At 69.9% G+C, this 25,466-nt stretch carries 24 protein-coding genes and 1 riboswitch; of the genes, 9 read left to right on the forward strand and 15 right to left on the reverse strand.

Going from position 1 to position 25,466, the window contains the following annotated elements:
• Window positions 1-114: 114 nt before the first annotated feature.
• The 7 genes from gcvP to ACWEMY_RS02375 form a co-directional block, all read right to left on the reverse strand.
• Window positions 115-2,925, reverse strand: coding sequence for an aminomethyl-transferring glycine dehydrogenase (gene gcvP / locus ACWEMY_RS02345; RefSeq protein WP_452388538.1), 2,811 nt, complete (start codon window positions 2,923-2,925; stop codon window positions 115-117).
• A gap of 155 nt (window positions 2,926-3,080) precedes the next feature.
• Window positions 3,081-3,180, reverse strand: a riboswitch (glycine riboswitch).
• 76 nt (window positions 3,181-3,256) lie between these two features.
• Complete coding sequence (locus tag ACWEMY_RS02350; protein WP_375926919.1) at window positions 3,257-3,814, reverse strand: MerR family transcriptional regulator; 558 nt, start codon at window positions 3,812-3,814, stop codon at window positions 3,257-3,259.
• Between the two features lie 172 nt (window positions 3,815-3,986).
• Window positions 3,987-4,460 (reverse strand): bifunctional nuclease family protein, encoded by a 474-nt coding sequence (locus ACWEMY_RS02355; RefSeq protein ID WP_278262095.1) that lies wholly within the window; start codon window positions 4,458-4,460, stop codon window positions 3,987-3,989.
• Between the two features lie 156 nt (window positions 4,461-4,616).
• Window positions 4,617-5,396: a transcriptional regulator FtsR gene (gene ftsR / locus ACWEMY_RS02360; protein ID WP_375926915.1), complete on the reverse strand. Its 780-nt coding sequence runs from the start codon at window positions 5,394-5,396 to the stop codon at window positions 4,617-4,619.
• A 70-nt stretch (window positions 5,397-5,466) separates the two neighbouring features.
• Window positions 5,467-5,952, reverse strand: a complete 486-nt coding sequence (gene odhI, locus ACWEMY_RS02365) for an oxoglutarate dehydrogenase inhibitor Odhl (protein ID WP_110041099.1) — start codon at window positions 5,950-5,952, stop codon at window positions 5,467-5,469.
• Between the two features lie 176 nt (window positions 5,953-6,128).
• On the reverse strand, window positions 6,129-6,527 hold the full coding sequence (gcvH, locus tag ACWEMY_RS02370; RefSeq protein WP_375926911.1) for a glycine cleavage system protein GcvH: 399 nt from the start codon (window positions 6,525-6,527) through the stop codon (window positions 6,129-6,131).
• A gap of 42 nt (window positions 6,528-6,569) precedes the next feature.
• The gene (locus ACWEMY_RS02375) at window positions 6,570-7,205 is read right to left on the reverse strand and encodes a CDP-alcohol phosphatidyltransferase family protein (RefSeq protein ID WP_375926908.1); all 636 of its coding nucleotides are present in this window, start codon (window positions 7,203-7,205) and stop codon (window positions 6,570-6,572) included.
• Between the two features lie 122 nt (window positions 7,206-7,327).
• On the opposite strand from ACWEMY_RS02375, the gene ACWEMY_RS02380 reads away from it, so the two are divergent.
• From ACWEMY_RS02380 to ACWEMY_RS02390, 3 genes are all read left to right on the forward strand, one after another.
• The gene (locus tag ACWEMY_RS02380) at window positions 7,328-8,725 is read left to right on the forward strand and encodes a DUF2252 domain-containing protein (RefSeq protein WP_452388539.1); all 1,398 of its coding nucleotides are present in this window, start codon (window positions 7,328-7,330) and stop codon (window positions 8,723-8,725) included.
• Window positions 8,726-8,839: 114 nt separating this feature from the next.
• A complete protein-coding gene (locus ACWEMY_RS02385; RefSeq protein WP_452388540.1) occupies window positions 8,840-9,718 on the forward strand; it encodes an NERD domain-containing protein in 879 nt (292 codons plus the stop codon).
• 22 nt (window positions 9,719-9,740) lie between these two features.
• Window positions 9,741-10,340 (forward strand): phosphatase PAP2 family protein, encoded by a 600-nt coding sequence (locus ACWEMY_RS02390; protein WP_452388541.1) that lies wholly within the window; start codon window positions 9,741-9,743, stop codon window positions 10,338-10,340.
• Between the two features lie 4 nt (window positions 10,341-10,344).
• On the opposite strand, the gene ACWEMY_RS02395 is transcribed toward ACWEMY_RS02390, so the two are convergent.
• A complete protein-coding gene (locus tag ACWEMY_RS02395) occupies window positions 10,345-12,276 on the reverse strand; it encodes an acyl-CoA dehydrogenase family protein (RefSeq protein ID WP_452388542.1) in 1,932 nt (643 codons plus the stop codon).
• 65 nt (window positions 12,277-12,341) lie between these two features.
• Between ACWEMY_RS02395 and ACWEMY_RS02400 the strand changes: the two genes are divergently transcribed.
• From ACWEMY_RS02400 to ACWEMY_RS02420, 5 genes are all read left to right on the forward strand, one after another.
• A complete protein-coding gene (locus ACWEMY_RS02400; RefSeq protein WP_452388543.1) occupies window positions 12,342-12,965 on the forward strand; it encodes a TetR family transcriptional regulator in 624 nt (207 codons plus the stop codon).
• Between the two features lie 3 nt (window positions 12,966-12,968).
• Window positions 12,969-13,898, forward strand: a complete 930-nt coding sequence (locus ACWEMY_RS02405; protein WP_452388544.1) for an ABC transporter ATP-binding protein — start codon at window positions 12,969-12,971, stop codon at window positions 13,896-13,898.
• A complete protein-coding gene (locus ACWEMY_RS02410; RefSeq protein ID WP_452388545.1) occupies window positions 13,895-15,526 on the forward strand; it encodes an ABC transporter permease in 1,632 nt (543 codons plus the stop codon). The genes ACWEMY_RS02405 and ACWEMY_RS02410 overlap by 4 nt, the downstream gene beginning before the upstream one ends.
• 314 nt (window positions 15,527-15,840) lie before the next feature.
• Entirely contained in the window at window positions 15,841-17,874 is a 2,034-nt protein-coding gene (locus tag ACWEMY_RS02415) for an SDR family oxidoreductase (RefSeq protein ID WP_452388546.1), read from the forward strand.
• A gap of 148 nt (window positions 17,875-18,022) precedes the next feature.
• A complete protein-coding gene (locus tag ACWEMY_RS02420; protein ID WP_452388547.1) occupies window positions 18,023-19,225 on the forward strand; it encodes an alpha/beta fold hydrolase in 1,203 nt (400 codons plus the stop codon).
• Between the two features lie 99 nt (window positions 19,226-19,324).
• Here the strand turns inward: ACWEMY_RS02420 and ACWEMY_RS02425 are convergent, their stop codons facing one another.
• The 5 genes from ACWEMY_RS02425 to ACWEMY_RS02445 are packed head-to-tail and all read right to left on the reverse strand — an operon-like array spanning window position 19,325 to window position 23,643.
• Window positions 19,325-20,851 carry a DUF4246 domain-containing protein gene (locus ACWEMY_RS02425; RefSeq protein WP_452388548.1) on the reverse strand — a complete coding sequence of 509 codons (1,527 nt, stop codon included), beginning with the start codon at window positions 20,849-20,851 and terminating at the stop codon, window positions 19,325-19,327.
• A gap of 35 nt (window positions 20,852-20,886) precedes the next feature.
• Window positions 20,887-22,068, reverse strand: a complete 1,182-nt coding sequence (locus ACWEMY_RS02430; RefSeq protein ID WP_452388549.1) for an NAD(P)/FAD-dependent oxidoreductase — start codon at window positions 22,066-22,068, stop codon at window positions 20,887-20,889.
• A complete protein-coding gene (locus ACWEMY_RS02435; RefSeq protein ID WP_452388550.1) occupies window positions 22,065-22,247 on the reverse strand; it encodes a rubredoxin in 183 nt (60 codons plus the stop codon). Before ACWEMY_RS02435 ends, ACWEMY_RS02430 begins: the two co-directional genes overlap by 4 nt.
• Window positions 22,244-22,420 (reverse strand): rubredoxin, encoded by a 177-nt coding sequence (locus ACWEMY_RS02440; protein ID WP_452388609.1) that lies wholly within the window; start codon window positions 22,418-22,420, stop codon window positions 22,244-22,246. Before ACWEMY_RS02440 ends, ACWEMY_RS02435 begins: the two co-directional genes overlap by 4 nt.
• On the reverse strand, window positions 22,417-23,643 hold the full coding sequence (locus tag ACWEMY_RS02445) for an alkane 1-monooxygenase (RefSeq protein ID WP_375926869.1): 1,227 nt from the start codon (window positions 23,641-23,643) through the stop codon (window positions 22,417-22,419). The genes ACWEMY_RS02440 and ACWEMY_RS02445 overlap by 4 nt, the downstream gene beginning before the upstream one ends.
• Window positions 23,644-23,791: 148 nt before the next feature.
• Between ACWEMY_RS02445 and ACWEMY_RS02450 the strand changes: the two genes are divergently transcribed.
• Window positions 23,792-24,394 carry a TetR/AcrR family transcriptional regulator gene (locus tag ACWEMY_RS02450; protein WP_375926866.1) on the forward strand — a complete coding sequence of 201 codons (603 nt, stop codon included), beginning with the start codon at window positions 23,792-23,794 and terminating at the stop codon, window positions 24,392-24,394.
• Window positions 24,395-24,403: 9 nt separating this feature from the next.
• Here ACWEMY_RS02450 and ACWEMY_RS02455 read toward each other — a convergent pair whose 3' ends face one another.
• Together ACWEMY_RS02455 and ACWEMY_RS02460 are read right to left on the reverse strand one after the other, a co-directional pair.
• Complete coding sequence (locus ACWEMY_RS02455) at window positions 24,404-24,973, reverse strand: cutinase family protein (RefSeq protein ID WP_452388551.1); 570 nt, start codon at window positions 24,971-24,973, stop codon at window positions 24,404-24,406.
• A gap of 276 nt (window positions 24,974-25,249) precedes the next feature.
• Entirely contained in the window at window positions 25,250-25,462 is a 213-nt protein-coding gene (locus ACWEMY_RS02460; protein ID WP_278262076.1) for a hypothetical protein, read from the reverse strand.
• Window positions 25,463-25,466 lie beyond the last annotated feature (4 nt).

Genomic DNA, 25,466 nt, shown 5'->3' on the forward strand with positions numbered 1-25,466 from the left:
GCGACTTATTCGGGTATCGAGGGTTTCAGATGGCGGGGAGTCGAACCGGACGACAGCGGGCCCCGCCGAAGGCATCGGCGGGGCCCGTACATCGAGAGCGAATCGGCGTCGCGGTCAGTCCTGGTAGGCGTCCAGCGGCGGGCAGGAGCACACCAGGTTGCGGTCGCCGAACGCGCCGTCGATGCGGCGCACCGGCGGCCACACCTTCGGGCGGGTATGCCCGAGGCCGCGCGGGTAGACGGCGACCTCACGGCTGTAGGGGTGATCCCACTCGCCGACCAGGCTGGCCGCGGTGTGCGGCGCGCCGCGCAGCGGGTTGTCGGTGACCGGCCAGACCCCGGCGCCGACCTGGTCGATCTCGGCGCGGATGGCGATCATGGCGTCGATGAACTCGTCGAGCTCCTCGAGGTTCTCGCTCTCGGTCGGCTCGACCATCAGCGTGCCCGCGACCGGGAAGCTCATGGTGGGTGCGTGGAAGCCGTAGTCGGCCAGGCGCTTGGCCACATCGTCGACGGTGACGCCGGTCTGCTTGGTGATCTCGCGCAGGTCCAGGATGCACTCGTGCGCGACCATGCCGTTCTCGCCGGTGTAGAGCACCGGGAAGTAGGCGTCGAGACGGCGGGCGATGTAGTTGGCCGAGGCGATCGCGGTCAGCGTGGCCGCGCGCAGCCCCTCGGCGCCCATCAGCCGGATGTAGGCCCAGGTGATCGGCAGGATCGAGGCCGATCCGTAGTTCGCGGCCGACACCGCGTGCGAGCCCGCCTCGAGCGGATCGCCCGGCAGGTACTGCGCGAGATGCGAGCGCACCGCCACCGGACCGACGCCGGGACCACCGCCACCGTGCGGGATACAGAAGGTCTTGTGCAGGTTCAGATGGCTGACGTCGCCGCCGAAGCGGCCCGGACGGGCAAGGCCGACAAGGGCATTGAGGTTCGCGCCATCGACGTAGACCTGACCACCCGCGTCGTGCACCAGGGCGCACAGCTCGGCGACCTCGTGCTCGTAGACGCCGTGGGTGGACGGGTAGGTGATCATGATGCAGGCCAGCCGGTCGGCGTGGTCGGCGATCTTGGCGCGCAGGTCGTCGAGGTCGACGTCCCCGTTCGCGCGGCACTTCACCACCTCCACGCGCATGCCGACCATCGCCGCCGAGGCCGCGTTGGTGCCGTGCGCGCTGGAGGGGATCAGGCAGGTGTCGCGGTGGTCGTCACCGCGGTCGAGGTGGTAGCGGCGGATGGCCAGCAGACCGGCGTACTCGCCCTGGCTGCCCGCGTTGGGCTGCAGGCTCACCGCGTCGTAGCCGGTGATCTCGGCCAGCCACCGCTCCAGGTCGCCGATCAGCCCCAGGATGCCCGGCACGTCCTCGGTGGGCGCGAAGGGATGCAGCCGCGCGAAGCCGGGCCAGGTGATGGCCTCCATCTCGGCGGTGGCGTTGAGCTTCATGGTGCACGAACCCAGCGGGATCATGCTGCGATCCAGGGCGATGTCCTTGTCCGAGAGCGAACGCAGGTAGCGCAGCATGGCGGTCTCGGTGTGGTAGCGGGTGAACGCCGGGTGGGTCAGGTAGTCCGAGGTGCGGGTCTCGACCGCGACCGGTTCGGCACCGGCGCCCGCCTCGGGAGTCAGTGCGGTACCGAAGGATTCGATCACCGCGGCGACGTGCGCGTCGGTGGTCGCCTCGTCACAGGCGATCGCGACGTGGTCGACGTCGACCAGGCGCAGGTTGATGCCCTTCGACTTCGCCTTGGCGACAACGGCTTCCGCGCCGCCGGGCACGTGCGCGAGCACGGTGTCGAAGAAGGCACCGTGCACCACCGCGCCGCCGAGACCGGTCGCCACCGCGGCCGCGTGCTCGTGCACCCGGCGCGCGATGGCGCGCAGCCCGTCGGCACCGTGGTAGCTCGCGTACATGGCGGCCACGATGGCCAGCAGCACCTGGGCGGTGCAGATGTTGGAGGTGGCCTTCTCCCGGCGGATGTGCTGTTCGCGGGTCTGCAGCGCGAGGCGGTAGGCGCGCGCGCCGTCCGCGTCGACCGACACGCCGACCAGACGGCCCGGCAGCTGCCGCGCGAAGGCGGTACGCACGGCCAGGTAGCCCGCGTGCGGACCGCCGAAGCCCATCGGCACACCGAAGCGCTGGGTGGTGCCGAAACAGACGTCGGCGCCCTGCTCCCCGGGCGGGGTGATCAGCGTCATGGCCAGCAGGTCGGCGCCCGCGGCGACCAGCGCGCCGCGCTCGTGGGCGGCGGTGAAGACCGGCGTCCAGTCGACGACGCGACCCGACGCGCCGGGGCTTTGCACCAGCACGCCGAAGAACTCGCCCTCGGGCAGCACCCCGCCGGCGAGGTCGGCCTCGACGATCTCGATGCCCAGCGGCTCGGCCCTGGTGGCCAGGACGGTCTTGGTCTGCGGGAACAGATCGGTGTCGATCAGCAGGCGCGGCGACTTCGACTTGCCCGCGCGGCGCAGCAGCGTCATCGCCTCGGCCGCGGCGGTGGCCTCGTCGAGCATCGAGGCGTTGGCCACGTCCATGCCGGTCAGATCCGAGACCATGGTCTGGAAGTTGAGCAGCGCCTCGAGCCTGCCCTGGCTGATCTCGGGCTGGTAGGGCGTGTAGGCGGTGTACCAGGCCGGGTTCTCGAGCAGATTGCGCACCAGCACCGGCGGGGTGAGGGTGTCGTAGTAGCCCAGCCCGATCATCGAGGTGGCCACGGTGTTGGCCTGCGCCAGGGCGGCCAGTTCGGCGAGCACCTCGTGCTCGGAGGCCGGTGCGGGCAGGGCGGCCAGGCCGGATTCGTCCAGGATCGTCGCGGGCAGCGCGGCGGTGGCCAGCGCGTCGACGGATTCGACGCCCACGGTCTCGAGGATCCGGGCGAGCTCGCCGGAATCGGGTCCGATGTGGCGGTCGGCGAACGAACGGGTCACGGCAGCTCCAGGTCGGGCGGGTCGACCACGCGGTCGACGGGTACCAGCCCTCCCCCTCTGTCTGTGCGCCTGAGAGATTCGGTGACGCGACCGGGCGGCCGTGTCCCTTTCCCCGTGGGCGGGCAGCCGGATGCCACCGCTTTCCAGAGGCGTCGAATCACCGGGCGGTCCCTGTTGCCTGAGAGATTGACGGGGAGGTGCTGCTCCTTCGGCGCCCGGCTTCCGAAGAACCCGGGACTCTCCCGCACGGCGGCGACGCACCTCCGAGTCTAGAGGCAGCGAACCCCCGGCCGCGCCACCTGGGGGCTGCCGGGGGTGTAGTGCTGATCACTTATCCGGTTTTGCGGTCCTCGCGCGCCTTGCGACGGAACGACAGTTCGTCCTCGGGCCGGTCGGTGATGGCGGTGGCCCGCTCGGCGGGGAAGTCCGCGATCGCCCCGGTCAGTTCCCGCATGGCGCCGCTGACCGCGATCCCGAAGACACCCTGCCCGCCCTGCAGTAAATCGACGACCTCCTCGGGCGAGGTGCACTCGTAGACCGAGGTGCCGTCGGAGAACAGGGTGATCCCGGCCAGATCGCCCACCCCGCGGCTGCGCAGGTGGTCGACTGCGATGCGGATGTTCTGTAAAGAGATGCCCGCGTCCAGCAGCCGCTTCACGATCTTGAGGACCAGGATGTCCTTGAACGAGTACAGCCGCTGGCTCCCCGAGCCCGCCGCACCGCGGATGGACGGGACCACCAGGCCGGTCCTGGCCCAGTAGTCGAGCTGGCGATAAGTGATCCCCGCGACCTGACACGCGCTCGGCACCCGGTAGCCGACCAGATCATCCGGCACCGAGTCGTCCGGGAACAAGCCAGGCTGCACGACATCCTGCGTTTGCTCTTCCACTGACCGCTCCTTGCCTTTGCCGACGATCCGAAGTCTCGACAGACACGACCGATGTTGCCCGACTTTCGAGATTACTCCTGCCATTGTCGGACCTGCACAGTCGTCGCACCAAGCACCGCGTGCGGCGATTCCCTCGACCTCTACTTCAGGTGTAGAAGATCGCCCGGTCAGCTCAGCTGTCGGTGGCCTTGAAATCGTCCGGGGACACCGATTCGAGGAACTCCTTGAACTTCTCCACCTCGTCCTCGCGCTCGTCGGGCATGACCAGTCCGGCCTCGGCCAGCACGGGCTCCTCGGCGAAGATCGGGCAGCCGACCCGCAGGGCGATGGCCACCGAGTCCGAGGGCCGCGCGGAGACCCGCAGATCCCCGTCGAAGACGAGATCGGCGTAGAAGGTGCCCTCCTGCAGATCCACGATCCGCACTTCCTTGAGGGTGCGCCCGAGCTCGGTGATCAGGATCTTGATCAGATCGTGGGTGAGCGGGCGGATCGGGGTGACCCCCTCCTGCTCAAGCACGATCGCGGTGGCCTCGGCCTGCCCGATCCAGATCGGCAGGTACCGCTCCCCCGATGCTTCCCGCAGCAGCAGCACGGGCTGGTTCTGTGGCTGCTCGACACGGATGCCGATGACGCGCATCTCGCTCATGAGTTGTCCTGCCTCCCATACTCGCCGCCGGCCGGCACGACCGCTGCACAGCTCGCCGTACCACGAGTCTAGGCGAATTCCCGGGCGCGCAACGGCGACGTCCGGGCCGAAATCGGCGTGTTGCCGGGGTGATACCGGTGCACCGCGACGGCGCAATCAGTTGCCCAGCGCGGTGCGCACGGCGGCCTTGACCAGTGCGGCGTGCAGGTTCAGCGACAACGCCGCCAGTTCGCGGACCGTCTCCTCGGCACGGGCGCGCGCGTCGGCATCACGGCTCTTGGCGATCGGCGCGGCGATCTGGGCCACCAGCGCGGCCTCGCGGTCGGCGGCGAGCTTGAACGCCCGCAGGTGCCGGGCCTCGAGCCCGAACTCGGCCATCGATTTGGCGGCCAGCGCCAGCGTGACGGCGTCGGACTCGAAGAATCCGCCCGCACCCGCCACGATGAGGCCCGCGCGCAGCAGATCGTCGAGGAATCGGTCGTCGATACCGGCCTTGGCCAGCAGATCGGCCCGGGTGAGCCGCACCCCGACCTCGACGCGTAACTCGTCCGGGGTGATCTCGCCCGGCACGACACCCAGGCGCCGCGGTGGCGGCGGGGCCTCGTCACCGGCGCGCGCGGGGCCGGACAGCGACTGTCCGGCCTCCGCGGCGCTGTGGTGATGCGCGCGGGCGCGCGCTTCGCGCACCCCCAGCGTCGCCGCACCGCTGTCGATCGCTTCCAACTGCTCCTTGATCACCTTCAACGGCAGGTACTGATCGCGTTGCGCGGTCAGCACGAAACGCAGCCGTTCGTAGTCGGCGACAGAAAACCGCCGGTATCCCGACGGCGTTCGTTCCGGCCGGATCAGGCCCTCGGACTCGAGGAACCGGATCTTGGAGATGGTGATGTCGGGAAAATCTGGTCGCAGCAGGTCGAGCACGGAGCCGATCGACATCCCTCCGCGTGCCCACTGCGCCGCCCCTGTCACAGCACTGTGCCCATCGAGGGCACCAGCACCGTAGGGGTCATCGCGACCCCGCGCCCGACGCCGACTCGTTCGCCTGCGCGCGCGGACCGGTCAGGAAGACCAGCCGGAACTTGCCGATCTGGACCTCGTCGCCGTTCTGCAGCTCCGAGGAGTCCACCGGCTCCCGGTTGACGTAGGTGCCGTTGAGGCTGCCCACATCGACGACCTGGAAGGAATCGTCGTCCTGACGGAACTCCGCGTGCCGACGGCTGACGGTGACGTCATCGAGGAAGATGTCACTGTCGGGATGGCGACCGGCCGAGGTGGTCGGCTGATCCAGCAGAAAACGCGAACCCGCATTCGGGCCGCGCTTGACCACCAGGAGGGCCGCGCCGACCGGCAGGCCCTCGACGCCCTGTACCGGCTGTTCGCCGGTCGGCTCTCCGGAGCGCGACGCGTCGACCTCGTTGAGGAAGTCCGCGCGGAAGACCGATGTCGTCTCGGCCGCGGTCTCCCCGTAACCCGGGTCCCTGTTCTCGCTCACCGTTTCTCTCCTCCTCGAACCTGATTATCCATGCAAGCAGGTGCTTCATTCGGCGACACGACCGGCGCGATCACATCGCCAGGAAAGATCCCGGCGTCGATTCCCCGACGTATCCGCTTGGCTTTGACCGTACCCTGCCGGGGCGCACCCGTGCAGGGAGAACTGTGAAGGCTTGCTCAGCCCCCGATAACTCCTTGGTAACCCGCCGCATCCAGCAGTTCACCGAGGACGGAATCGAGTGCCGACTCGTCATCGAAGGCGAGGTCGAACAGCCAGCCCTCGTCGTACGGATCGGTGTTGAGCGTCTCCGGCGACTGCACCAGATCCTCGTTCACCGCAACGACTTTGCCGGTGAGCGGGGCGTAGATGTCGGACACGCTCTTGGTCGACTCGACCTCGGCGATGCTCTCGCCCGCGGTCACGTCCTTGTCGACGTCGGGCAGCTGGACGAACACCACGTCACCGAGCTGTGACTGGGCGTAGTCGGTGATGCCGACACGGACCGCCGTGGGGCCGGTCCGCCGCACCCATTCGTGCTCTTCGGTGTAGCGCAGATCCTCAGGGGTCCGGGTCACAGGACGTCCTTTCGTCGTCGACGTTGCGCGTAACAGTATCGACTAGCTGCCGCGGTGCGGCACAGGCGGTATCGATCGCGCCACGGCGACGGCCAGTCCGGCGTAGAGCGCGCCGGTCCAGACATACAGGGCGGTACCCCAGATGAGCAGGGCCCAGCCGAAGGCCCAGCCGAAAGCGGCGCCCGCCCAGTCCATCTCCCCGGTGAGGATCCACGGCAGCGCCGACATCAGCGCGAACGTGGCCGCCTTGCCCAGGTAGATCACCTCGGGCGCGGGCAGGTCACGGCGCCGGTACACCGACAGTGTCGCGGTCAGTACCAGGTCACGGCCGACCAGGATCACCGCGATCCACCACGGGATCAGCCCGCGTGCGACGAACGCCACCAAAGTCGTGACCAGGTATAGCCGGTCCACGAGCGGATCGAGCAGCGCGCCCAGCCGCGAGGACTGATCGAGCAGGCGGGCCAGTTTGCCGTCGAGGAAGTCGGTCACCCCGCTGGCGATCAGCAGCGTGAACGCCCACCCGTCGGCGTGGCGGACCAGCATCAACCACAGGAAGACGGGGATGCCGATCAGCCGCACCAGGCTCAGTACATTGGGCACGGTCAGGATGCGGTCGCTGAACACGCCACCGGTTTCGGTGTCGTGCGTGCCCGGCGTTCCCGATTCGGTTGCCACGCCCCTGCATACCGCACGAACCCGTGATCGCGCCATCCGGCCACGCCGACACACCGCGACGGACCATCCGGGCGCCGCCGTCCCGGTGCCGAGCGTCGCCGGAACCGCTACCGTGGACCGTCGTGTCCGACAGTGGTATTGATCTGCGCTCCTATCTCTCCGCCGAGGACGCCTTCGCGCGTGGCCGGGCCGCCGCCGAGCGGGCCCCCGTGACCGGGCGCGACCGCGACGCCGCGGCCCCGGACCGGCCGACGGTGCGCGAGTTCGTCGCGGCGAGCAACGAGGGCCGCATCGCGGAGCTGATCCCGCTGCGGATCGGCCGGATGACCGCCTCGCCGTTCACCTTCTTCCGTGGCGCCGCCGGGCTGATGGCCGCCGATCTGGCGGCCGGGCCCGACAGCGGGCTGCCCGCCCAGATCTGCGGCGACGCGCACGCGGCCAACTTCGGGCTCTACGGCACCCAGCGCGGCGAGATCGTGATGGACATCAACGATTTCGACGAGACGATCCTGGGCCCGTGGGAGTGGGATCTGGAACGGCTCGCGGCCAGCCTGGTGCTGGCCGGGCGCGAGAGCGGCGCCGACGAGGACGACTGCGCCCGGGCCGCCCGCGATGCGGCCCGTTCCTACCGCGGCACCGTCGCCGAGCTGGCCGAGATGCCGTTCATGCAGTCCTGGAGCGCGCTGCCCGACGAGTCGATCCTGGCCTCGGCCAAGGCCGAGGATCTGCTCGACGACTTCAAGAAGGCCGCCAAGAAGGCGCGCAAGAACACCAGCGCCAAGGTGGTGGCGAAGTGGACCGAGCATCTCGACGACCACGAGACCGGCATCCGCAAGCACCGCTTCGTCAGCGATCCGCCGATTCTCACTCCCGTCGACGACGCGGTGCGCGAGGCCGTGATCGACGGGCTCGAGCAGTACGCGGGCACCATCCGTGAGTCGCGGCGCAATCTGCTGGCCCGGTTCGCCGTCTCGGATGTGGCCTTCCGGATCGTCGGCACGGGCAGTGTCGGCCTGCACAGCTATGTGGCCCTGCTGCACGGCAACGACGGCGAGTCGCTGGTGCTGCAGGTCAAGCAGGCGCGGCCGTCGGCGCTGGCGCCGTTCCTACCCGCGGGCGCGGACCGGCACGAGGGCGAGCGGATCGTGGTGGGCGCGCGGACCGTGCAGTCCGAGACCGACATCCTGCTCGGCTGGACCACCGTCGCGCTGGACGAGCCGCTGCCCTTCATCGTCCGCCAGTTCCGCAATCTCAAGGGCAGCATCGACCCGGCCGGGCTCTCGGCCGACGACCTCGACGACTACGGTCGGCTCGCGGGCGCGCTACTGGCCCGGGCGCACGCGCGCTCGCTCGATCCGCGCACGCTGGCGGGCTATCTGGCCGGTGACGGCGAGGAAGACGACCGCTTCGAGACGGCGATCACCCGCTTCGCGGTGCGCTACGCCGACCGCACCGAGGCCGATCACGCGGAGCTGGTCGCCGCGGTCGAGGCGGGCGAGCTCGACGCCGAGCCGAGCTGACACCCGCCCCCGCATCCTGCCGGGCAACGGCCGGTAATCGAGCTACGATGTACGCCAACGGTTCTCGGCCCGCGGCGCCAACGACCCAGAAGGGCGGACTCCATGCTCGTGCGCGTGCAGAATGCGGCAGGCACCGATGCCGAGCTGGCACTGATCGACTGGCTGCGCACCTGGAAGGACCCGGCCAGCCCGCACGGGGTGGCCACGATCAACTGCGGCCTGTTCCACAACGACCGGCTGCACCACTTCGACGCCGTGGTCTGGACGCCGACGAGCTGTGTGGTGATCGAGGCCGAGACCTTCACCACGCCGCAGGACGGTGTGCTGGAGATCCCGCTCAACGGCCCCTGGATGGTCTCCGGCGAGATCGCGCGGTTCGCCGGCGCGGAGAAGTCGACCCCGCTGGAGCGCTCGCGCGAGCACACCTTCGCGCTGCAGGACTACCTGGCCGCGCGGGGGCTCGGTCAGCGCGCGGTGCACGGGCTCGGGGTGATCGTGCCCATGCGGGGCGCGCAGATCGATGTGCACCAGGGCTGGAACGATCCGAGTTTCGATGTGATCGTCACCGACGACCCGCACCGGCTCGAGGAGTACTTCGAGGTGCTGGCCGCCAAGGAACACAACCTCTGGACGGCCAACGACATCGCCGTCGCCTTCCGCGGCCTGGGCATCCTGCCCTACCTGCCCGCGCCGCAGGACCTGCTCAACGAGGGATTCCTGGGTCCGGTGGACGTGACGCTGTGGCACGGCGGGCCCACCCAGGCCCAGGCCGAGGCCTATGCCGAGGAGCAGGCCCGGCTCGAGAGCGAGGCGCAGACCGGCGGCCTGGTCGCGCCCTGGTACAGCCCGTGGAAGCTCTACCCGCGGGTGACCGGCGACCTCGATTTCGGCCGGGCGTTCCTGCGGATCACCCTGGCCGTCGGCATGGTCATCGCGATCGTGTGGGTGCTGTGGTTCGTGGTGACCGCGGTGCTCACCTACGGCCCGGCCTGACCCACCCGCTATCGTCACGGCGGTGATCGACCGCGCGAGCGCCGCCCGGGTGACCGCGGTCGGCGCGGGCGCCGCGCTGACCGTCGCCCTCCCGCTGACCTTCCCCGCCGACGACGGGCCCACCGCGCTCGACACCGCCGTCGCGGTCCCGGTCACCGACGCCCTGGCCCCCGGCGCGGCGCACTGGCTCGTCGCGCCCAGCAACACCCCGGTCGTGCTGGGGCTGTGGCTGGCCGCGTTCGCCTGGTTCGCGCTGCGCGGGCGCCCACGCGAGGCGGCGACGATGCTCGTGGTGCCCGCGCTCGCCGTCGCCGTCAACGCCTGGTTGCTGAAACCGCTGTGGGACAGGCAGTTACACGACTATCTCGCCTATCCCAGCGGGCACACCGTCCACTTGGTCGCCCTCGCGACGACTTTCGCCTGCCTGGTGAGCGGCGCGCGGGCGCGGATCGCGGTCGCGGCACTGACGCTGCTCGCGCTGGTATCCAGCGCGGCGGGAATGCTCGAGCTGGGCTATCACCACCTCACCGATGTGCTCGGTGGTGCGGCGGCCGCGGCGGCGATGGCGATCGCCGGATGCGGGCTCGCGGCGGCCCCACCCAGGTGGCCGGGCCGCCGCTGATCCGCTATCGGCGGTCGAAAACGCTGGCGTCGTGCAGCATTTCGGCGCGCAGCATCGTCTCCGGCACACCCATCGCCTCGACCAGGGTGAGCGCGTCGGGCCGCAGCCGGTCGACGAGCTCGTTCACGCCGCGGCGCACCGACTTGGCCCGCTCCACCGACATGAACCGGTGCATGATGTACCAGGCCAGATTCTCCTCGAGGGTGGCGTACACGTAGAGATCGCACACGGTCTCGGCCAGTGCCCTGGCCTCCTCGTCCTCGATGGTGGCGATGCCGTCGACGAACTCCTCGAGCACCAGGCGATCGATGTGCGCCGAACCCGCGGCCAGGATGTGGTCCTGGGCGTTGTTGAACGCCTCGAACGGGCCGGTGTCGGCGGCCCTGGCCCGCAGCCGGTGCGCGGCGGTGCGCAGCAGGTAGTCCTCGCGGTCGGCGAACAGCTGCAGCTGCACCGAGCGCTTGGACAGGTCGCCTTCGTCGACGGTCTCGTCGCTGCGGTCGCGCAGGGTCTGGATGAGCTGGCGCACACCGGAGCGCTTGCGCACCACGTCACCGGCCATGGTGGCGGCGAACTTCACCCAGCCCATGGCGTCGAGATCGCGGACCTCGTCGGAGTAGGCGGTGAGCAGTTCCTTGGCGACGAGCTGGGTGAGTACCACATTGTCGCCCTCGAAGGTGGTGAACACATCGGTGTCGGCCTTGAGGGTCACCAGGCGGTTCTCGGTGAGATAGCCCGCGCCGCCGCAGGCTTCGCGGCACTCCTGGATGGCCCTGGTCGCGTGCCGGGTCTGCGCGACCTTGAACCCGGCGGCGCGCTTCTCCAGCGCGCGCTGGGCGGCCGGCTCGGTCTCGTCACCGCGCTGGATCACGTCCATCCGGCGCACCAGGTCGTTCTGCGCGAAGGCCAGCGCGAAGGACTTCGCGACCAGCGGCAGCAGCCTGCGCTGATGGCTGCGGTAGTCCAGCAGCAGGGTCTCCTCACCGCTGTCCGGGTCGAAGAACTGGCGGCGCGCCAGCGCGTAGCGCACGGCGATGCTCAACCCCACCCGTGCCCCCGCGGCCGCGGCGCCGCCGACGCTCACCCGGCCGCGCACCAGCGTGCCCAAAGTGGTGAAGAAGCGGCGGCTCGGGTTCTCGATCTCGGAGCTGTAGGTGCCGTCCGGGGCGACGTCGGCGTAGCGGTTGAGCAGGTTCTCCCGCGGGACACGGACGTGGTCGAAGACGATGCGGCCGTTGTCGACACCGGGCAGGCCGCCCTTGAGGCCGTCGTCGTAGGTGGTCACGCCGGGCAGGTCGGCGCCGAGCTCGTCGCGGATCGGCACCAGCAGACAGTGCACGCCCTGCTTCTCGCCATTGGTGATGAGCTGCGCGAACACCGCGGCCATCCGCGCGTGGACGGCGGCGCCGCCGATGTAGTCCTTGCGCGCCGACGGGGTGGGGGTGTGGATGACGAATTCCTGGGTCGCCGGGTCGTAGGTGGCGGTGGTCTCCAGGTCTGCCACGTCGCTGCCGTGACCGGATTCGGTCATCGCGAAGCAGCCGAGCAGGTCCAGCGAGATCAGCCGTTTGATGTAGTCGCGGTGGCGTTCGGTGCCCAGGTTCTCCACCGCGCCGCCGAACAGACCCCACTGCACACCGGATTTCACCCACAGCGACAGGTCGGTGTAGGCCAGCATCTCCAGCCCGGTGACCGCGCCGCCCGGATCGCCGGTGCCGCCGTTCTCGGGCCGGAAGCCGCGCTCGGGATAGCCCATCGTGGCGATGGCCTTCATCTGCCCGAGCACCCGGGCCCTGGCCGCGTGGATGTCGAGTTCCGGATCGTCGGTGAAGCTGTCGTCGGCGAGCTGTACGCGCGCCTGTTCCCTGATGTCGCGCCACGGTCCGTCCAGTGCCGCGCGGAGATGTCCTGCCGTCGTCGATGTGCCGGTAGCCATGCCTTCGACACTAGCGGGACGGAAGGGGTTGCCAACGGATTGAACGCGTGTTTAACATATTGAACATGCGTTCAACCCTCGATCTGAGTACGGCGGCCCGCATCCGCGACACCGCGATCGACCTGTTCGGCGAACAGGGATTCGGGGTCGGGGTCCGGGCCATCGCCGCGGCGGCGGGCGTGTCTCCCGGCCTGGTGAATCACCATTTCGGGTCCAAGGACGGCCTGCGCGCGACCTGCGACGAGCGGGTGCTCGAGATCATCCGGGACGAGAAGTTGCGCGTCATCCGCACCAGCGGCCCGACCGCCATGCTGAACGCCATGGCCGAGGTCGAGGTCTACGCGCCCCTGGTCGCGTACATGCTGCGCAGTTTCCAGGCCGGCGGCACGCTCGCCGAATCGCTGCTCGAGCACATGATCGGCGACGCCGAGCAGTACCTGCAGACCGCGGTGGCCGAGGGCATGATCAAGCCCAGCCGCGATCCGGCCGCGCGCGCCCGCTACATCGTGCTCTGCCACGTCGGGGCGATGAACCTGGCCATGCAGATGCGCATCCAGCGCGAAGGAAAGCTCGACTACCGCGCCGCGATCCGCGATCTCTCCGACGAGCTGACGATGCCCGCGCTCGAGCTCTACACCCACGGCATGCTCACCGATTCGACCCTGTTCGACACCCTCACCGAGGAGTAGAAGATGCCCACTGCCACCTCCGACCCGGTCGTCGAGATCCGGGGCCTGCGTAAGACGTTCGGCCGTTTCACCGCCCTGGATGGCCTGGACCTCACGGTCCGGCCCGGTGAGATCCACGGGTTCCTCGGCCCCAACGGCGCGGGCAAGTCCACCACGATCCGTGTGCTGCTCGGCGTCCTGCGCGCGAGCGGTGGCGAAGCGAGCCTGTTCGGGCGCGATCCGTGGACAGATGCCGTCGCCCTGCATCACCGGATCGCCTATGTCCCCGGCGATGTCACGCTCTGGCCGTCGCTGTCGGGTGGTGAGACGATCGACCTGCTGGCCCGCATGCGCGGCGGGATCGACCAGCAGCGCCGGGACGCCCTGATCGACCGGTTCGAACTGGATCCCACCAAGAAGTCGCGCGCCTATTCCAAGGGCAACCGGCAGAAGGTCGCCCTGGTCTCGGCGTTCTCGGCGAACGCCGATCTGCTCATCCTCGACGAGCCGACCTCCGGACTCGACCCGCTGATGGAACAGGTCTTCCAGGACTGTGTGCGCGAGGCGGCGGGCCGCGGAGCGACGGTCCTGCTGTCGAGCCACATCCTGTCGGAGGTCGAGCACCTCTGTGACCGGGTCACCATCATCCGGGCGGGCCGCACGGTCGAATCCGGTTCGCTGGATCAGCTGCGGCACCTGAGCCGCATCGCCATCACCGCCGAGCTCACCGGCGATCCCGGCGACGTGGCCGCCCTGCCCGGCGTCGACGATGTCGAACGCGACGGCTCCACCCTGCGATGCCAGGTCGACGCCGAACACCTGGGCGCGCTCATCCGGGTGCTCGGCGACGCCGGGGTGCGCAGCCTGACCTCCGCGCCACCCACCCTGGAAGACCTGTTCCTGCGGCACTACCACGTCGACCAGGACCCGAGCGCGGCGGCGGTGCGGGCATGACCACCGTCGCGGCCCGGCCGCCGTTCACCGGAACACCCTTCGGCGCAGGCGAATTCGCGGGGACCGGGCAGATGCTGCGCCTGTCGCTGCGCCGCGACCGGGTGATCGCCCCGCTGTGGGCGCTGCTGATCGGGCTGATGCCCGCGTTGCAGATCGTCTCGATCAAGGACCTCTACAGCACCCAGCAGCAACTGGACCAGTTCGCCGCGACCACCGCGGCCAGTCCCGCGCTGATCGCCATGTACGGGCCCGTCTTCAGTTCCGCGCTGGGCTCGATCGGCACCTGGAAGGCCGGGGCGATGTACGCGCTGATCGCCATCGCCGCGGTGCTCACCGTCGTCCGGCACACCCGGGTCGAGGAGGAGACCGGTCGCGCGGAACTGGTCGGCGCCACCAGCATCGGCCGTTTCGCCGGGCTCACGGGCGCGTTGCTGCTGACCTACGGCGCCGCCGCGGTGGCCGGAATCGTCTGTGCCGCTTCGCTGATGGCCACCGATCTGCCGATCGCGGGCTCGGTCGCCTTCGGGGCGGCACTGGCCGGGTCGGGATTCGTCTGGGGTGCGATCGCCGCCGTCGCCGCGCAGGTGAGCAGCGGGGCGCGCATCGCCCGGGGTGTCGCGTTCGCGGCGCTGGGGGCGGCGTTCGCGGTGCGCGCGGTCGGGGACGCGGGCAACGGCGTGCTGTCGTGGTTCTCGCCGCTGGGCTGGTGTCTGCAGATCCGGCCGTTCGCGCAGGAGCGCTGGTGGGTACTGATCCTGCTGGCCGCGCTCGGCGCGCTGGCCACCGCTCTCGCCTACCAGCTGCTGCGCACGCGCGATCTGGGTGCCGGGATGCTCGCCGATCGCGCCGGTCCGGCCGCCGCGGGTGCGGCGCTGGCCGGCCCGGTGGGTCTCGCGTGGCGGTTGCAGCGCGGCTCTCTGCTGGCCTGGACGATCGGCTTCGGGCTCTACGGTCTGCTCATCGGCGGCGCGGTGCAGAGCATCGGCGGCATGCTCGACGATTCGGGCACGCTGAAGGACGTGGTCACCTCCCTCGGCGGTTCGGCCGATCTGGAGAAGTCGTTCATCGCCTACGCGATCACCATGCTCGCCGCCGCGGCGGCCGCCTATTCGGTGTCGTCGGTGTTGCGGCTGCACGAGGAGGAGAACTCCGGGCGGGCCGAGACGGTGCTGGCGGCGGCGGTCGGACGGGTGCGGTACGCGAGCAGTCACCTGCTGTTCGCGGTGGCCGGGCCCGCGGTGGCACTGCTGGTCTGCGGACTGGGCATCGGCGTGGTGTGGGGTGCGACCGAGGGCGGGACGGCCGACAAGGTCGGCCAGTCGCTCGGCGCGGTCGCGGTGCAACTGCCCGCGGTGTGGGTGCTGACCGCCGTGGCGATGCTGCTGTTCGGTGTGGTGCCGAAGTACGCCGCGCTCGCCTGGGCCGTGCTCAGCGCGATGATCGTGGTCTTCCTGCTCGGCTCGCTCGGCGGGCTGCCGCAGTGGATGCTGGATCTGGTGCCGTTCATCCATCCGCCGAAGCTGCCCGGCGCCGCCTTCGCACCGGCACCACTCGCCTGGTTGCTCGCCGTCGCGGCGGCCGGTCTCGCGGTGGGAGTCCTCGCCTTCCGGCGCCGCGATCTGCGCTGACGCCGACCGCTACCGGGCCACCGCGGCCCGGTAGCGGCGTGTTGTCCGAAACCGCGAGTTACTGAAATTGTCTGTCACACACACCCTTTGACCTGCGACAACGGGTGACAAACCCCACACGGGTATCGGCCGCCACGCGCTTGCCGGGCTAGGTTACTGACGAGTACGGTAAACGTACCCGGGACGACGATGTGCCCGGTTCTCTCATTCCCGCCACCGTGCAGCCGGACTTCGTCCGTCGGTCTCCGCATCCACCGCCGCATGCCGGATCACTGTTGCGCGACAGGCGTTTTCCAAGATTTTCAGGAGGGGCGATGGTTTCCTACATCGTGACAGGCGGTACCGGTTTTCTGGGTCGGCGAGTGGTGCAGGGGCTGCTCGCGGCCGATCCCACCGCGATCGTGCACGTGCTGGTGCGTGCCGAATCGCTGGCCAAGTTCACCGAACTGACCGCGAAGCACCCCGACAGCGACCGCGTGTTCGCCCTGGTCGGCGACCTCACGGCCCCCGATCTGGGCCTGGGTGACGGTGCCCCGCGCGCCGACCACGTGCTGCACCTGGGCGCGGTCTACGACATGACCGCCGACGAGGAGACCGCGCACGCGGCCAATGTGGCGGGCACCCGGTCGGTGATCGCGCTGGCGCGCAAGCTCGGCGCCGTGCTGCACCACGTGTCCTCGGTGGCGGTCGCGGGTGACCACCGCGGCAAGTTCTTCGAGGAGGACTTCGACCTCGGACAGAACCTCACCTCGCCGTACCACCGCACCAAGTTCGCGGCCGAGAAACTGGTCCGCGAGGCCGAGGACCTGCGCTGGCGGGTCTACCGGCCGGCGATCGTGGTCGGTGATTCGCGCACCGGCGCGATGGACAAGATCGACGGGCCCTACTACTTCTTCTCCGCCATCTCCGCGCTGGCGGCGCTGCCCGCCGAATTGCCGCTGCCGCTGCCCGATCTCGGCGCCACCAATGTGGTGCCGGTCGACTACGTCGCCGAGGCGATGGTGCGCCTGGTGCGGCGCGAGGGCCTCGACGGGCGCACGTTCCACCTGGTCAACCCCGAGCCGCAGCCGTTCGGGGAGATCTACCGCGCGCTGGCCACGGCCGCGGGCGGGCCCGCGGGCATCGGCACGGTGCCCGGCAGTGCCCGCGCGCTCACCGGCATCGGGCATCTGCCCGGCGCGCACGCGGTGCGTGACTTCCTGTTCGAGCAGGCCGGGATTCCGGCGGCGGTGGCGCCGCACGTGGGATTCACCGCCGAGTTCGTCTCCGAGTCCACCCGCGCGCAACTGCCCGGCCTGACGGTGCCCGCCTTCGGCACCTACGCGGACAAGCTGTGGGATTTCTGGCGGGCCAATCTCGACCCGAACCGCGGCCGCCCGGCCCCGCACGCGCATCCGCTCTCGGGCCGGACGGTGCTGATCACCGGGGCGTCCTCGGGTATCGGGCTGGCCACGGCGCAGGCCGTCGCACGCCGGGGAGCGATCGTGCTCATGGTGGCCCGCGGCGTCGAAGACCTCACCGCCGCGGCGGAATCCGTGCGGGCCGAGGGTGGCACCGCGTTCACCTACCCGTGCGACATCACCGATGCCGCGGGCGTGGACACGCTGGTGCGGGAGGTGCTCGCCGAGCACGGTCACGTCGACTACCTGATCAACAACGCGGGCCGCTCGATCCGCCGTTCGGTCGCCAATTCGGTCGACCGCATGCACGATTTCGAGCGCACCATGGCGGTGAACTACTTCGGCGCGGTGCGACTGATCCTGGCGCTGCTGCCCTCGATGCGGGAGCGGCACTTCGGTCACATCGTCAACATCTCCTCGATCGCGGTGCAGACCAAGGTCCCGCGCTTCGCCGCCTACGCGGCCAGCAAGTCGGCGCTGGACAACTTCAGCGATATCGCCGCTGTCGAGAACCGTGGTGCCGGAGTGACTTTCACCTCGATCCGGATGCCGCTGGTGCGCACGCCCATGGTCGCCCCGACCGATCTGTACCGGGCGCTGCCGCTGCCCGAGCCCGAGCGGGCCGCCGATATCGTCGTGCGCGCGCTGCTCGAGCGGCCCGACCGCATCGACACCCCGGTCGGGACGTTCGCCCAGGCGGTGGAGATGTTCCTGCCCTCGCTCAAGCGCACGATCATGCACACCGGCTTCCGCCTGTTCGGGGAATCCACGGCGGCCCAGGGCAAACCGGCCGTCGCGACCGTGGTCGCGGAGCCGGTGGAGCCCGCCGCACCCGCCGAGCCGTCCCGCAATGCGCTCACCGCGCTGGCGCCCGTGCTCACCCCGCTCATGGTGGTGCCGGGTTCCGCGGCCCGGATGAGCCGGATCCTGCCGGGCGTGCACTGGTAGTTCCCGCGGTTACGCGGCCCGGTCACGACCTGTCCACGGTCGTGACCGGGCCGTTCGCGTCCGGGGCGAGCGCGTCGTCACTCGGCCTGCCGGACGTGGTGCGGGCGGGGTAGCCTCGGCGTCGAGCTACTCGACGTGGGGGTGAGTCATGGGCGAGCACAACGTATTCCGACCCAGGAACCTGATCCGTCCCGATGCCGTGCTGCGCGGCGACGAGGTGGGTGACGGGCCGACGGTTCTGTTGTTGCACGCGGGTGGGGAGCGGCGCCGGGTGTGGGCACCGGTCGTCGACAGCCTCGTCGCGGACGGGCTGCGCTGTGTGGCGTTCGACCAGCGCGGGCACGGCGACAGCGACGGCACGCTGGACGCCCTGGCACCGTGCGCGGCCGATGTCGCCGCACTGGTGGACGCCGAACCCGGCTGCGTGATCGTCGGCGCGTCACTGGGCGGGCTCGCCGCCGTGGCGGCGCTCGCCGATCCGTCCACGCGCGCGAAGGTGGCGGGTCTGGTGCTGGTGGATGTCGTCCCCGGCCTCGACGCGGATCGGGTCCGCGGTTTCCTCGGTGCGGGCGGATTACTCGACCGCCACCGGGATTTCGTGGAGGACACGCTCACCCAGGTGCCGCGGCTGCGGCAGATCACCGCCGGTCTCGACCTGCCGATCCTGCTGGTCCGCGGTGATCTCGGCTCAGCGGTCACCGACGCCGATGCCGCCGACCTGCTCGACCTCGCTCCCCACGCCACGGTGGCCCACGTGCCCGGGGCCGGTCACCTCGTCGCGCGCGACCAGCCCGCGGCACTGGCCCGAGTCCTCGCGGACACCACCTCGACGTGGCCCGCCCTGGCGCTGCTGCGCGAACTCGGCGCCGCCCTGATCGACCACCCCGGCGGCGATCTGCTCGATCACCTCCGGCGCGTCCACGACCTGGTCAACACCCTGGGCGGCGGCCCCCGCGTGCGCCTGGCCGCCCTTGCCCACGCCACCTACGGCACCGACGGCTTTCCCCACCCGCTGCTGCCGCCCGACCAGCGCGGCCGCCTCCGCACCGCCCTCGGCGCCACCGCCGAATCCCTCGTCTACCAGTACGGCGCCTGCGACCGCGCGGCCACCTACCCGCACCTCGGTGAATCCCCGCTCCCCCTGACCGACCGCTTCACCGGCGAAACCCTCCCCCTGACGGCCGTCGATCTCCCCGACTTCGCCCTGCTCACCCTCGCCAACGAACTCGATATCCTCGACCACGCTCCCCTCACCCCGGAAGCCACCCACGCCATCCGCGCCCTCATCGGCCAGTGCGCCATCTACCTTCCCGAACCCACCACCCGAACACTCACCGACCTCCTGCGCTGAGCCCGACCGCTCCACAGCGCTCCGACGCGGTGGATTGCCTGGTCGCGCCGATGCGGGCCGACACCGGTATCCGGCAGACGTCGGCCCTTCCACGGCGGATCAGTGCTCGCAGAGGGAGAATTCGCGTTCGTAGAGGTCTTCGTTATGTTCGTCGACGAAGTACTTGCGCTCTTTCATGAGTTCCTCGCGGAAGGCTTCGGCTTCGGCGCGGGTCATGGTGATGGTCGGGGACCAGGGTTGCTGGGGTGGGATATCGGTGGTGGAGGTGATCGGGGTGGTGGGGTCGATCAGGAAGAAGGCCAGGATCTTGCGGTGGCCGGGGCGGGTGGGGTCGGCCAGCTGGAAGGGGGCGACGCGATGCTGGAGGATGTTCGGGAAGGCCAGGCAGCGGCCCGCTGTCGTCGGGACCGAGCCGAGGAACTGGTTCAACGGGTCTTCGTCGTCGAGGCCGTAGACCTCGCGCATGCCCGTCGCGTCGTTCTGCTCGTAGTGCGGGTCGTCGATGGCCGCGCGGAAGCCGAGCTCACTGCCGGTGATGTTCGCCGAGTCCCAGTAGTAGATGCCCGTCGAGACGATGCGCTCGTTCATCATGCCTTCGACATGCCAGGAGCCGCCGGGGTATTCGGGTTTGTCCGGGGTGAGGTGGATGGTGGCCAGCTTGACGATCACCTGCAGGCGCCTGCCGCGCAGGTCGACCCAGGACGCGTCGTCGACGGGTGCGGGTGCGTCGTATTCCGGAGCGTCGGGCACGATCGGGCGACGGTTTCGCCACCGGTCGTCGGCGGCCTCGTCGTAGGCTTCCGAGGCTGCTTCGTAGGCTTCCCAGGCCGCCTCGTCGGCATCGTCGCCGGGCTCCTCCGGCTCCTCCCCGTCCCAATCCGCCGGATACCAACCGAACGGATCGGCGGTGATCCGCGGCGGCAGGGGGTTGCGCAGGTCCGTGAGCACGTTCTCGAACAGCGGCCGCATCCGCGCGAACAGCACCGGCAGCACCGCCGCGAGGTCGCGGTGGGTCTCCGGATGGACGTTGTTGACGTACGAGGCGAACTCGACCTCGCCGTCGGCACCTACCTCGACATCGGTGGGCAGCCACTGGAACTTCTCCGACAGCGCGTACCGAGCGATGCCACGATCCGTCGCAGGCCACGGCGCGTCCGCCTCCTGGCTCACCCCGCGCACGCGACAGAACAGCGAGGGGTGAACCAGATCCAGCACCTGACCGTCGGAGCCCGGATGCCAGTCCAGCTCGGCATCCGGGACCTCTTCCAGGGGCCGCACCGCCGCCGCGAGCCGGTCGCGCAGTTCGTCCTCGATCAGCGAGTCCGAATGCCAGACGCCGTCCACGGCCGACACCTCGATCCCGGTCCGCTCGTCCCGCTTTGCGGCATAGGACGCCAATTCGGCGAGCACATAGCGGATCTGGGCCTCCGTGAGGCCCTGCTCGGCCGCCTCCCGCGCCCACTTGGCCACGATCCCGGGATCGTCGCGCTTGACGAACCACTGCGGCTTGGCGCGGATGTGAGCACTGAGCTGCATCATCTGCTGTTCCCGCAGGGTGCGGACCGGAGCGACCGGGCATTTGTGGGCGACGTGGAAGGGCAGCGGAAAGGCGGCGAGATCAATCATGGCGCAGCCGAGGATAGTTCAGCGCACCGACACGATCACCGGGCGTGCGCCGGCTCCGCGGCCCACGGCTCGCCCGCCGCGATGAGCGCGCGTGCGGCCCGCAGCTCGCGGGGTCTGGCCATGGCGACCGCGCCGACCGGGCGACCCTCGCGCAGGGCCACCGCGAGGAAGTCCCGGGCGGCCGGATCGCCCTCGACCACCAGTTCGTCGTGCGGGTCCATCCACCCGGCGAACTGCATCGACACCCCGTACTGATCCGTCCAGCCCCAGGGGATCTCGGCCGGTGTGGCGGGCAGACCGAGGATCGCCCTGGCCGCCGCGACACCATCGGACATGGCGGCGTTCCAGTGCTGCGCGCGTTCGAAGACACCACGGTGCGGATGGAAGGTACTGGCCACGTCACCGGCGGCGAACACCCCCGGTGCGGACGTGCGGTAATGCTGGTCGACGACGATGCCGTCGTTCACCGCGATGCCCGCGGCCTCGGCCAGCGCCGTATCGGGCACCGAGCCGATGGCGATCAGCGCGGCGGCGGCGCCGTAGACGCGGCCGTCCGCGGTGGTGGCCGTGACACCCTCGCCGCCATCGGTGAGTTCGGCTGTCCTGACATCGTTCTCGACGATCACGCCGTGCTCGCGATGCAGTGCGCGCACCACCTCCGAGACTGCCGCGGGCACGATCCGGTCGAGCAGGGCCGGGCCCGCCTCGAGCAGGGTTACCCGCGCGCCGAGCCCGCGGGCGGTCGCGGCGACCTCGCACCCGATCAGTCCACCGCCGAGCACGAGCAGCGAACCCCCCGTGTCGATCGCCGACTGCAATGCCGTGACATCGGCGCGGCCCCGCAGGGTGTGTACCCGCGGCGAGCCGGTCTCGATCGTGCGGGCGCGTGCGCCGGTCGCGAGCAGCAGGCTGTCGTAGCCGAGCTGTTCACCGGTGTGCAGACGCACGGTGGCCCGGTCGGTGTCGACGGACTCCACCCGGGTCGCCGGGCGCAGCTCGATCGCGTTGTCGGCCCAGAACTTGACCGGTTTCAGCAGGACGCGCTCGAACGAGGCGGTGGCGGCGAGCAGTTCCTTGGACACCGCGGGCCGCCGGTACGGCAGGTCGGGTTCGGCGCCGAGCAGCACGATCTCCCCGGCGTAGCCCTCACGCCTCAAGGTCTGGGCGGCGGTGGCCCCGGCGACACCGGTGCCCACGATGACGACACGCCCGCTCATCCGCGGCTCACCTCCCGCATGTCGAAATCGGCCTTGGCCGCACCGCAATCCGGGCAGGACCAGTCGTCGGGGATCTCGTCCCAGCGGGTGCCGGGCGCGATACCGTCCTCGGGCCAGCCCAGCGCCTCGTCGTATTCGAAGCCGCACTGCACACACTGGTAGAGCTTGTAGTCGTTCATCGGGACGCCTCTCCGGCCGGTTGGAAATCGAGCTTCTCGCGCACGCCGCAGTCGGGGCAGCACCAGTCGTCGGGAACGGCCTCCCAGGCGGTGCCTGGCGCGAAACCCTCACGGGGAGCGCCGTTCCGCTCGTCGTAGACGTAGTCGCACACGGGGCAGACGTAGGACATCAGGCCGCTCCGTACTTCGCCAGGACCCGCTCCCGCTTGGCGGGCTGGATGTTCACCCGGGTGATGTCGCCCTGGTAGTGGGCCAGGACGCGATGGTCCATCACCTTGCGCCACAGCGGCGTCAGATAGGCCAGGCCGATCAGGCTCGCGTAGCCGCTGGGCAGTTCGGGGGCGCCGTCCATGTGGCGCAGGGTCTGGTAGCGACGGGTGGGGTTGGCGTGATGGTCGCTGTGGCGCTGCAGGTGGTAGAGGAAGATATTGGTGACGATGTGGTCGGAGTTCCAGCTGTGCTCGGGGGTGCAGCGCTCGTAGCGGCCCGAGGCCGTCTTCTGCCGCAGCAGCCCGTAGTGCTCGAGGTAGTTCACCGTCTCAAGCAGCGAGAAGCCGTAGACGGCCTGGATCAGCAGGAACGGCAGGATCGCCGGACCGAAGGCCACGACCAGCGCGCCCCACAGCACCACCGACATGAGCCAGGCGTTGAGCACGTCGTTGCGCAGCGAGAACACGCTGGTGCCCAGGCGCTGCAGGCGGGTGCGCTCGAGCTCCCAGGCGGAGCTCAGGCTGCCCCACACGCTGCGCGGCAGGAAGCCCCAGAAGGATTCGCCGAACCGGGCGCTGGCCGGGTCCTCCGGCGTGGCGACCCGCACGTGGTGGCCGCGGTTGTGCTCGATGTAGAAGTGCCCGTAGAAGGTCTGGGCCAGGGTGATCTTGGACAGCCAGCGTTCGAGTTCGTCCTTCTTGTGGCCGAGTTCGTGCGCGGTGTTGATCCCGATGCCGCCCATCGCGCCGATGGTGAATGCCAGGCCGATCTTCGAGACGAGTCCCAGCCCGCCGTCGATCCCCAGCCACGACAGGTCGGTCGCGGTCCACAGGTAGCAGGCCAGAACCAGGCTGACCAGTTGCAGCGGAATGTAGGCGTAGGTGCAGTAGCGGTAGTACCGGTCGTTCTCCAGCCGCGCCATCACCTCCTCGGGCGGATTCTCGCCGTCGGGGCCGAAGAAGCGATCCAGGATCGGCAGCAGGACGTAGAGCAGGATCGGGCCCAGCCACCACCACACGGGCGCGACCGCCTGCCAGCCGAGCTGGTCGAACGCCCACACGAAGCCCATCGCCAGCAGGGTCGCGCTGGGGGCGATAAGACCGAACAGCCACAGGTAGCGCTTGGGATCACGCCAGTGCGGTGGCGCGGTGGACGCGTCGTGGTCACCGATCCGAGATGTCGTCATTGCCATTCTCCTCATCGCCGAGACCCGGACAGATGCTCATCCGGAGTCGCCTTCGTTTACAACATAGCGGTTTGTGTTCCAGATGGATACACATTTGGCCAGATTGTCAACGAACGTGCCGATCGACCGGCACATGTATGCTGCGGAGGTGGCCGAATCGCCGAACTTTCACGCCGAAATGCGTCAGCTGCTGCGCGATCGCATGCTCGACGCCGCCCGCACGATGGTCATCACCGAGGGCTGGGGGTCGGTGAACATGTCGCGGGTGGCCAAGGAAGTCGGCATCAGCAGGCCCGTGCTGTACAAGGAGATCGGCACCAAACAGGCGCTCGCGGACGCGCTGATCGAGCGCGAGACCGGGATCTACCTGACCGGGATCGCCGAAACGCTCGCCGCCCACCGCACCGACCCGATCGCCGGGATGACCGCGGCGGCGGAGTACACGCTGCGGACCGCGGGCGACAACACACTGATCAAGGCCGTGCTCTCGGCCCGGCAGGACGCCGACACCGCCCTGCTGCCCGCGCTGGTCAGCGATCCGGAGCCGGTGCTCGGCCGGGCCGTCGCCGCGCTCACCGCCACCGTGCGCGAGCAGTACCGCTTCGACGAGCTCACCGACGACGAGGTCGTCGGCATCGTCGAGATCATGGTGCGGCTGACATTGAGTCACCTGTTCCAGCCGACGGGCAGCGTCGATCGCGCGGTCGCGCAGATCGGCGCTGTCCTGTCCGGGGTGATGCCCGGCGCCTGAGCGGCGGGCTCACAGCCGCGCGTTCACCTGCCCGGCGGCCGCCCCGAAGGACCAGCCGTAGGCACCGTGCGCGGCGGGGAAGATCCCGCCCGCGCACACCGGATCACCCGCGGTGCAGTAGTTCGCCGTGCGGCCCGCGTACAGCGGCGCGACGCCCTGGCCCACCAGCCGCAGCGGATCGCCGAAGAGCAGCACCGCGACCACCCGCGACGACAGTTGCGCGGGCAGCACATACATCCCGGGCAGCAGCATCATGGCGGGCGAGCCCAGCACGCCGTGGGTCACCGCGGCACCCTGCGAGTAACCGACCAGCACGAACCGCTGGTCGGGGCAGGCCGCGGCCTGGGCCATCACGTGCGCGGTCATCGCCCGGGTGCCGTCGCTGACCGAGGAGGGAACCAGCAGGTCGGCGGGATATTCCACGCGATGGGCCATCGTGTCGACCGGTAGCTGAGCGCTCAGTACCGCGTAGAGCGGGTCACCGATGACCGCTCCCAGGTAGCCGGGTTCGTTGGTGCCACGGGCGACGACGACATCGATACTCGCGCAGTTCTGCGCCATCGCTGTCGTCTGGGACATCGCTGTCCCGATCCCTGCGGCCAGTAGCACCACCGCCAGCGCTCGCGCTGCCCGTCCTACGCCGATTCGAATTACCTTCCGGTTGGTCATCGTGCCCACCCACTCACGCCGTTGTGAGAAATAGAGAAATGAGCGATCACCGTCCGCCGCAAGGGCATTCGGCGCGCTCAGGGTGGGAATACCCGCTGACCGGCATCGGCACGGCGCGAACTCGGCATCCCTTGTGCCACGATCGCGTCTCGGAATCGCCTGCGGCGCAGGGCCGTAGGCACGGAATCAGTGCTTCTTGGGCTTCTTCTTGTACTTGGGCTTGTCGTGGTCGGGCTCCCACTCGTAGCCGGCGACGCCGCGTTCGCAGTAGGAGTCGGCGACCAGGACGTCGCCTTGATCGCGCTCGCACCAGCGGGTCTTCGAGCAGGAGGTGGCGCCGAGCCCCGCCAGGACGGCGAGAGTGAGCACGGCGGCGCCGGTACGGGTGCGGACCTTCATGGAA

This window comes from Nocardia sp. NPDC004415, from assembly GCF_053602435.1.

What these genes read in the sequence shown, in the direction of transcription:
- ACWEMY_RS02355 (WP_278262095.1), bottom strand. Translation starts at nt 4,460, where the DNA reads ATGAGCGAGATGCGCGTCATCGGCATCCGTGTCGAGCAGCCACAGAAC.
- ftsR (WP_375926915.1), bottom strand. Translation starts at nt 5,396, where the DNA reads ATGTCGATCGGCTCCGTGCTCGACCTGCTGCGACCAGATTTTCCCGAC.
- ACWEMY_RS02395 (WP_452388542.1), bottom strand. Translation starts at nt 12,276, where the DNA reads ATGGCTACCGGCACATCGACGACGGCAGGACATCTCCGCGCGGCACTG.
- ACWEMY_RS02400 (WP_452388543.1), top strand. Translation starts at nt 12,342, where the DNA reads ATGCGTTCAACCCTCGATCTGAGTACGGCGGCCCGCATCCGCGACACC.
- ACWEMY_RS02405 (WP_452388544.1), top strand. Translation starts at nt 12,969, where the DNA reads ATGCCCACTGCCACCTCCGACCCGGTCGTCGAGATCCGGGGCCTGCGT.
- ACWEMY_RS02410 (WP_452388545.1), top strand. Translation starts at nt 13,895, where the DNA reads ATGACCACCGTCGCGGCCCGGCCGCCGTTCACCGGAACACCCTTCGGC.
- ACWEMY_RS02415 (WP_452388546.1), top strand. Translation starts at nt 15,841, where the DNA reads ATGGTTTCCTACATCGTGACAGGCGGTACCGGTTTTCTGGGTCGGCGA.
- ACWEMY_RS02420 (WP_452388547.1), top strand. Translation starts at nt 18,023, where the DNA reads ATGGGCGAGCACAACGTATTCCGACCCAGGAACCTGATCCGTCCCGAT.
- ACWEMY_RS02425 (WP_452388548.1), bottom strand. Translation starts at nt 20,851, where the DNA reads ATGATTGATCTCGCCGCCTTTCCGCTGCCCTTCCACGTCGCCCACAAA.
- ACWEMY_RS02430 (WP_452388549.1), bottom strand. Translation starts at nt 22,068, where the DNA reads ATGAGCGGGCGTGTCGTCATCGTGGGCACCGGTGTCGCCGGGGCCACC.
- ACWEMY_RS02435 (WP_452388550.1), bottom strand. Translation starts at nt 22,247, where the DNA reads ATGAACGACTACAAGCTCTACCAGTGTGTGCAGTGCGGCTTCGAATAC.
- ACWEMY_RS02445 (WP_375926869.1), bottom strand. Translation starts at nt 23,643, where the DNA reads ATGACGACATCTCGGATCGGTGACCACGACGCGTCCACCGCGCCACCG.
- ACWEMY_RS02455 (WP_452388551.1), bottom strand. Translation starts at nt 24,973, where the DNA reads ATGTCCCAGACGACAGCGATGGCGCAGAACTGCGCGAGTATCGATGTC.
- ACWEMY_RS02460 (WP_278262076.1), bottom strand. Translation starts at nt 25,462, where the DNA reads ATGAAGGTCCGCACCCGTACCGGCGCCGCCGTGCTCACTCTCGCCGTC.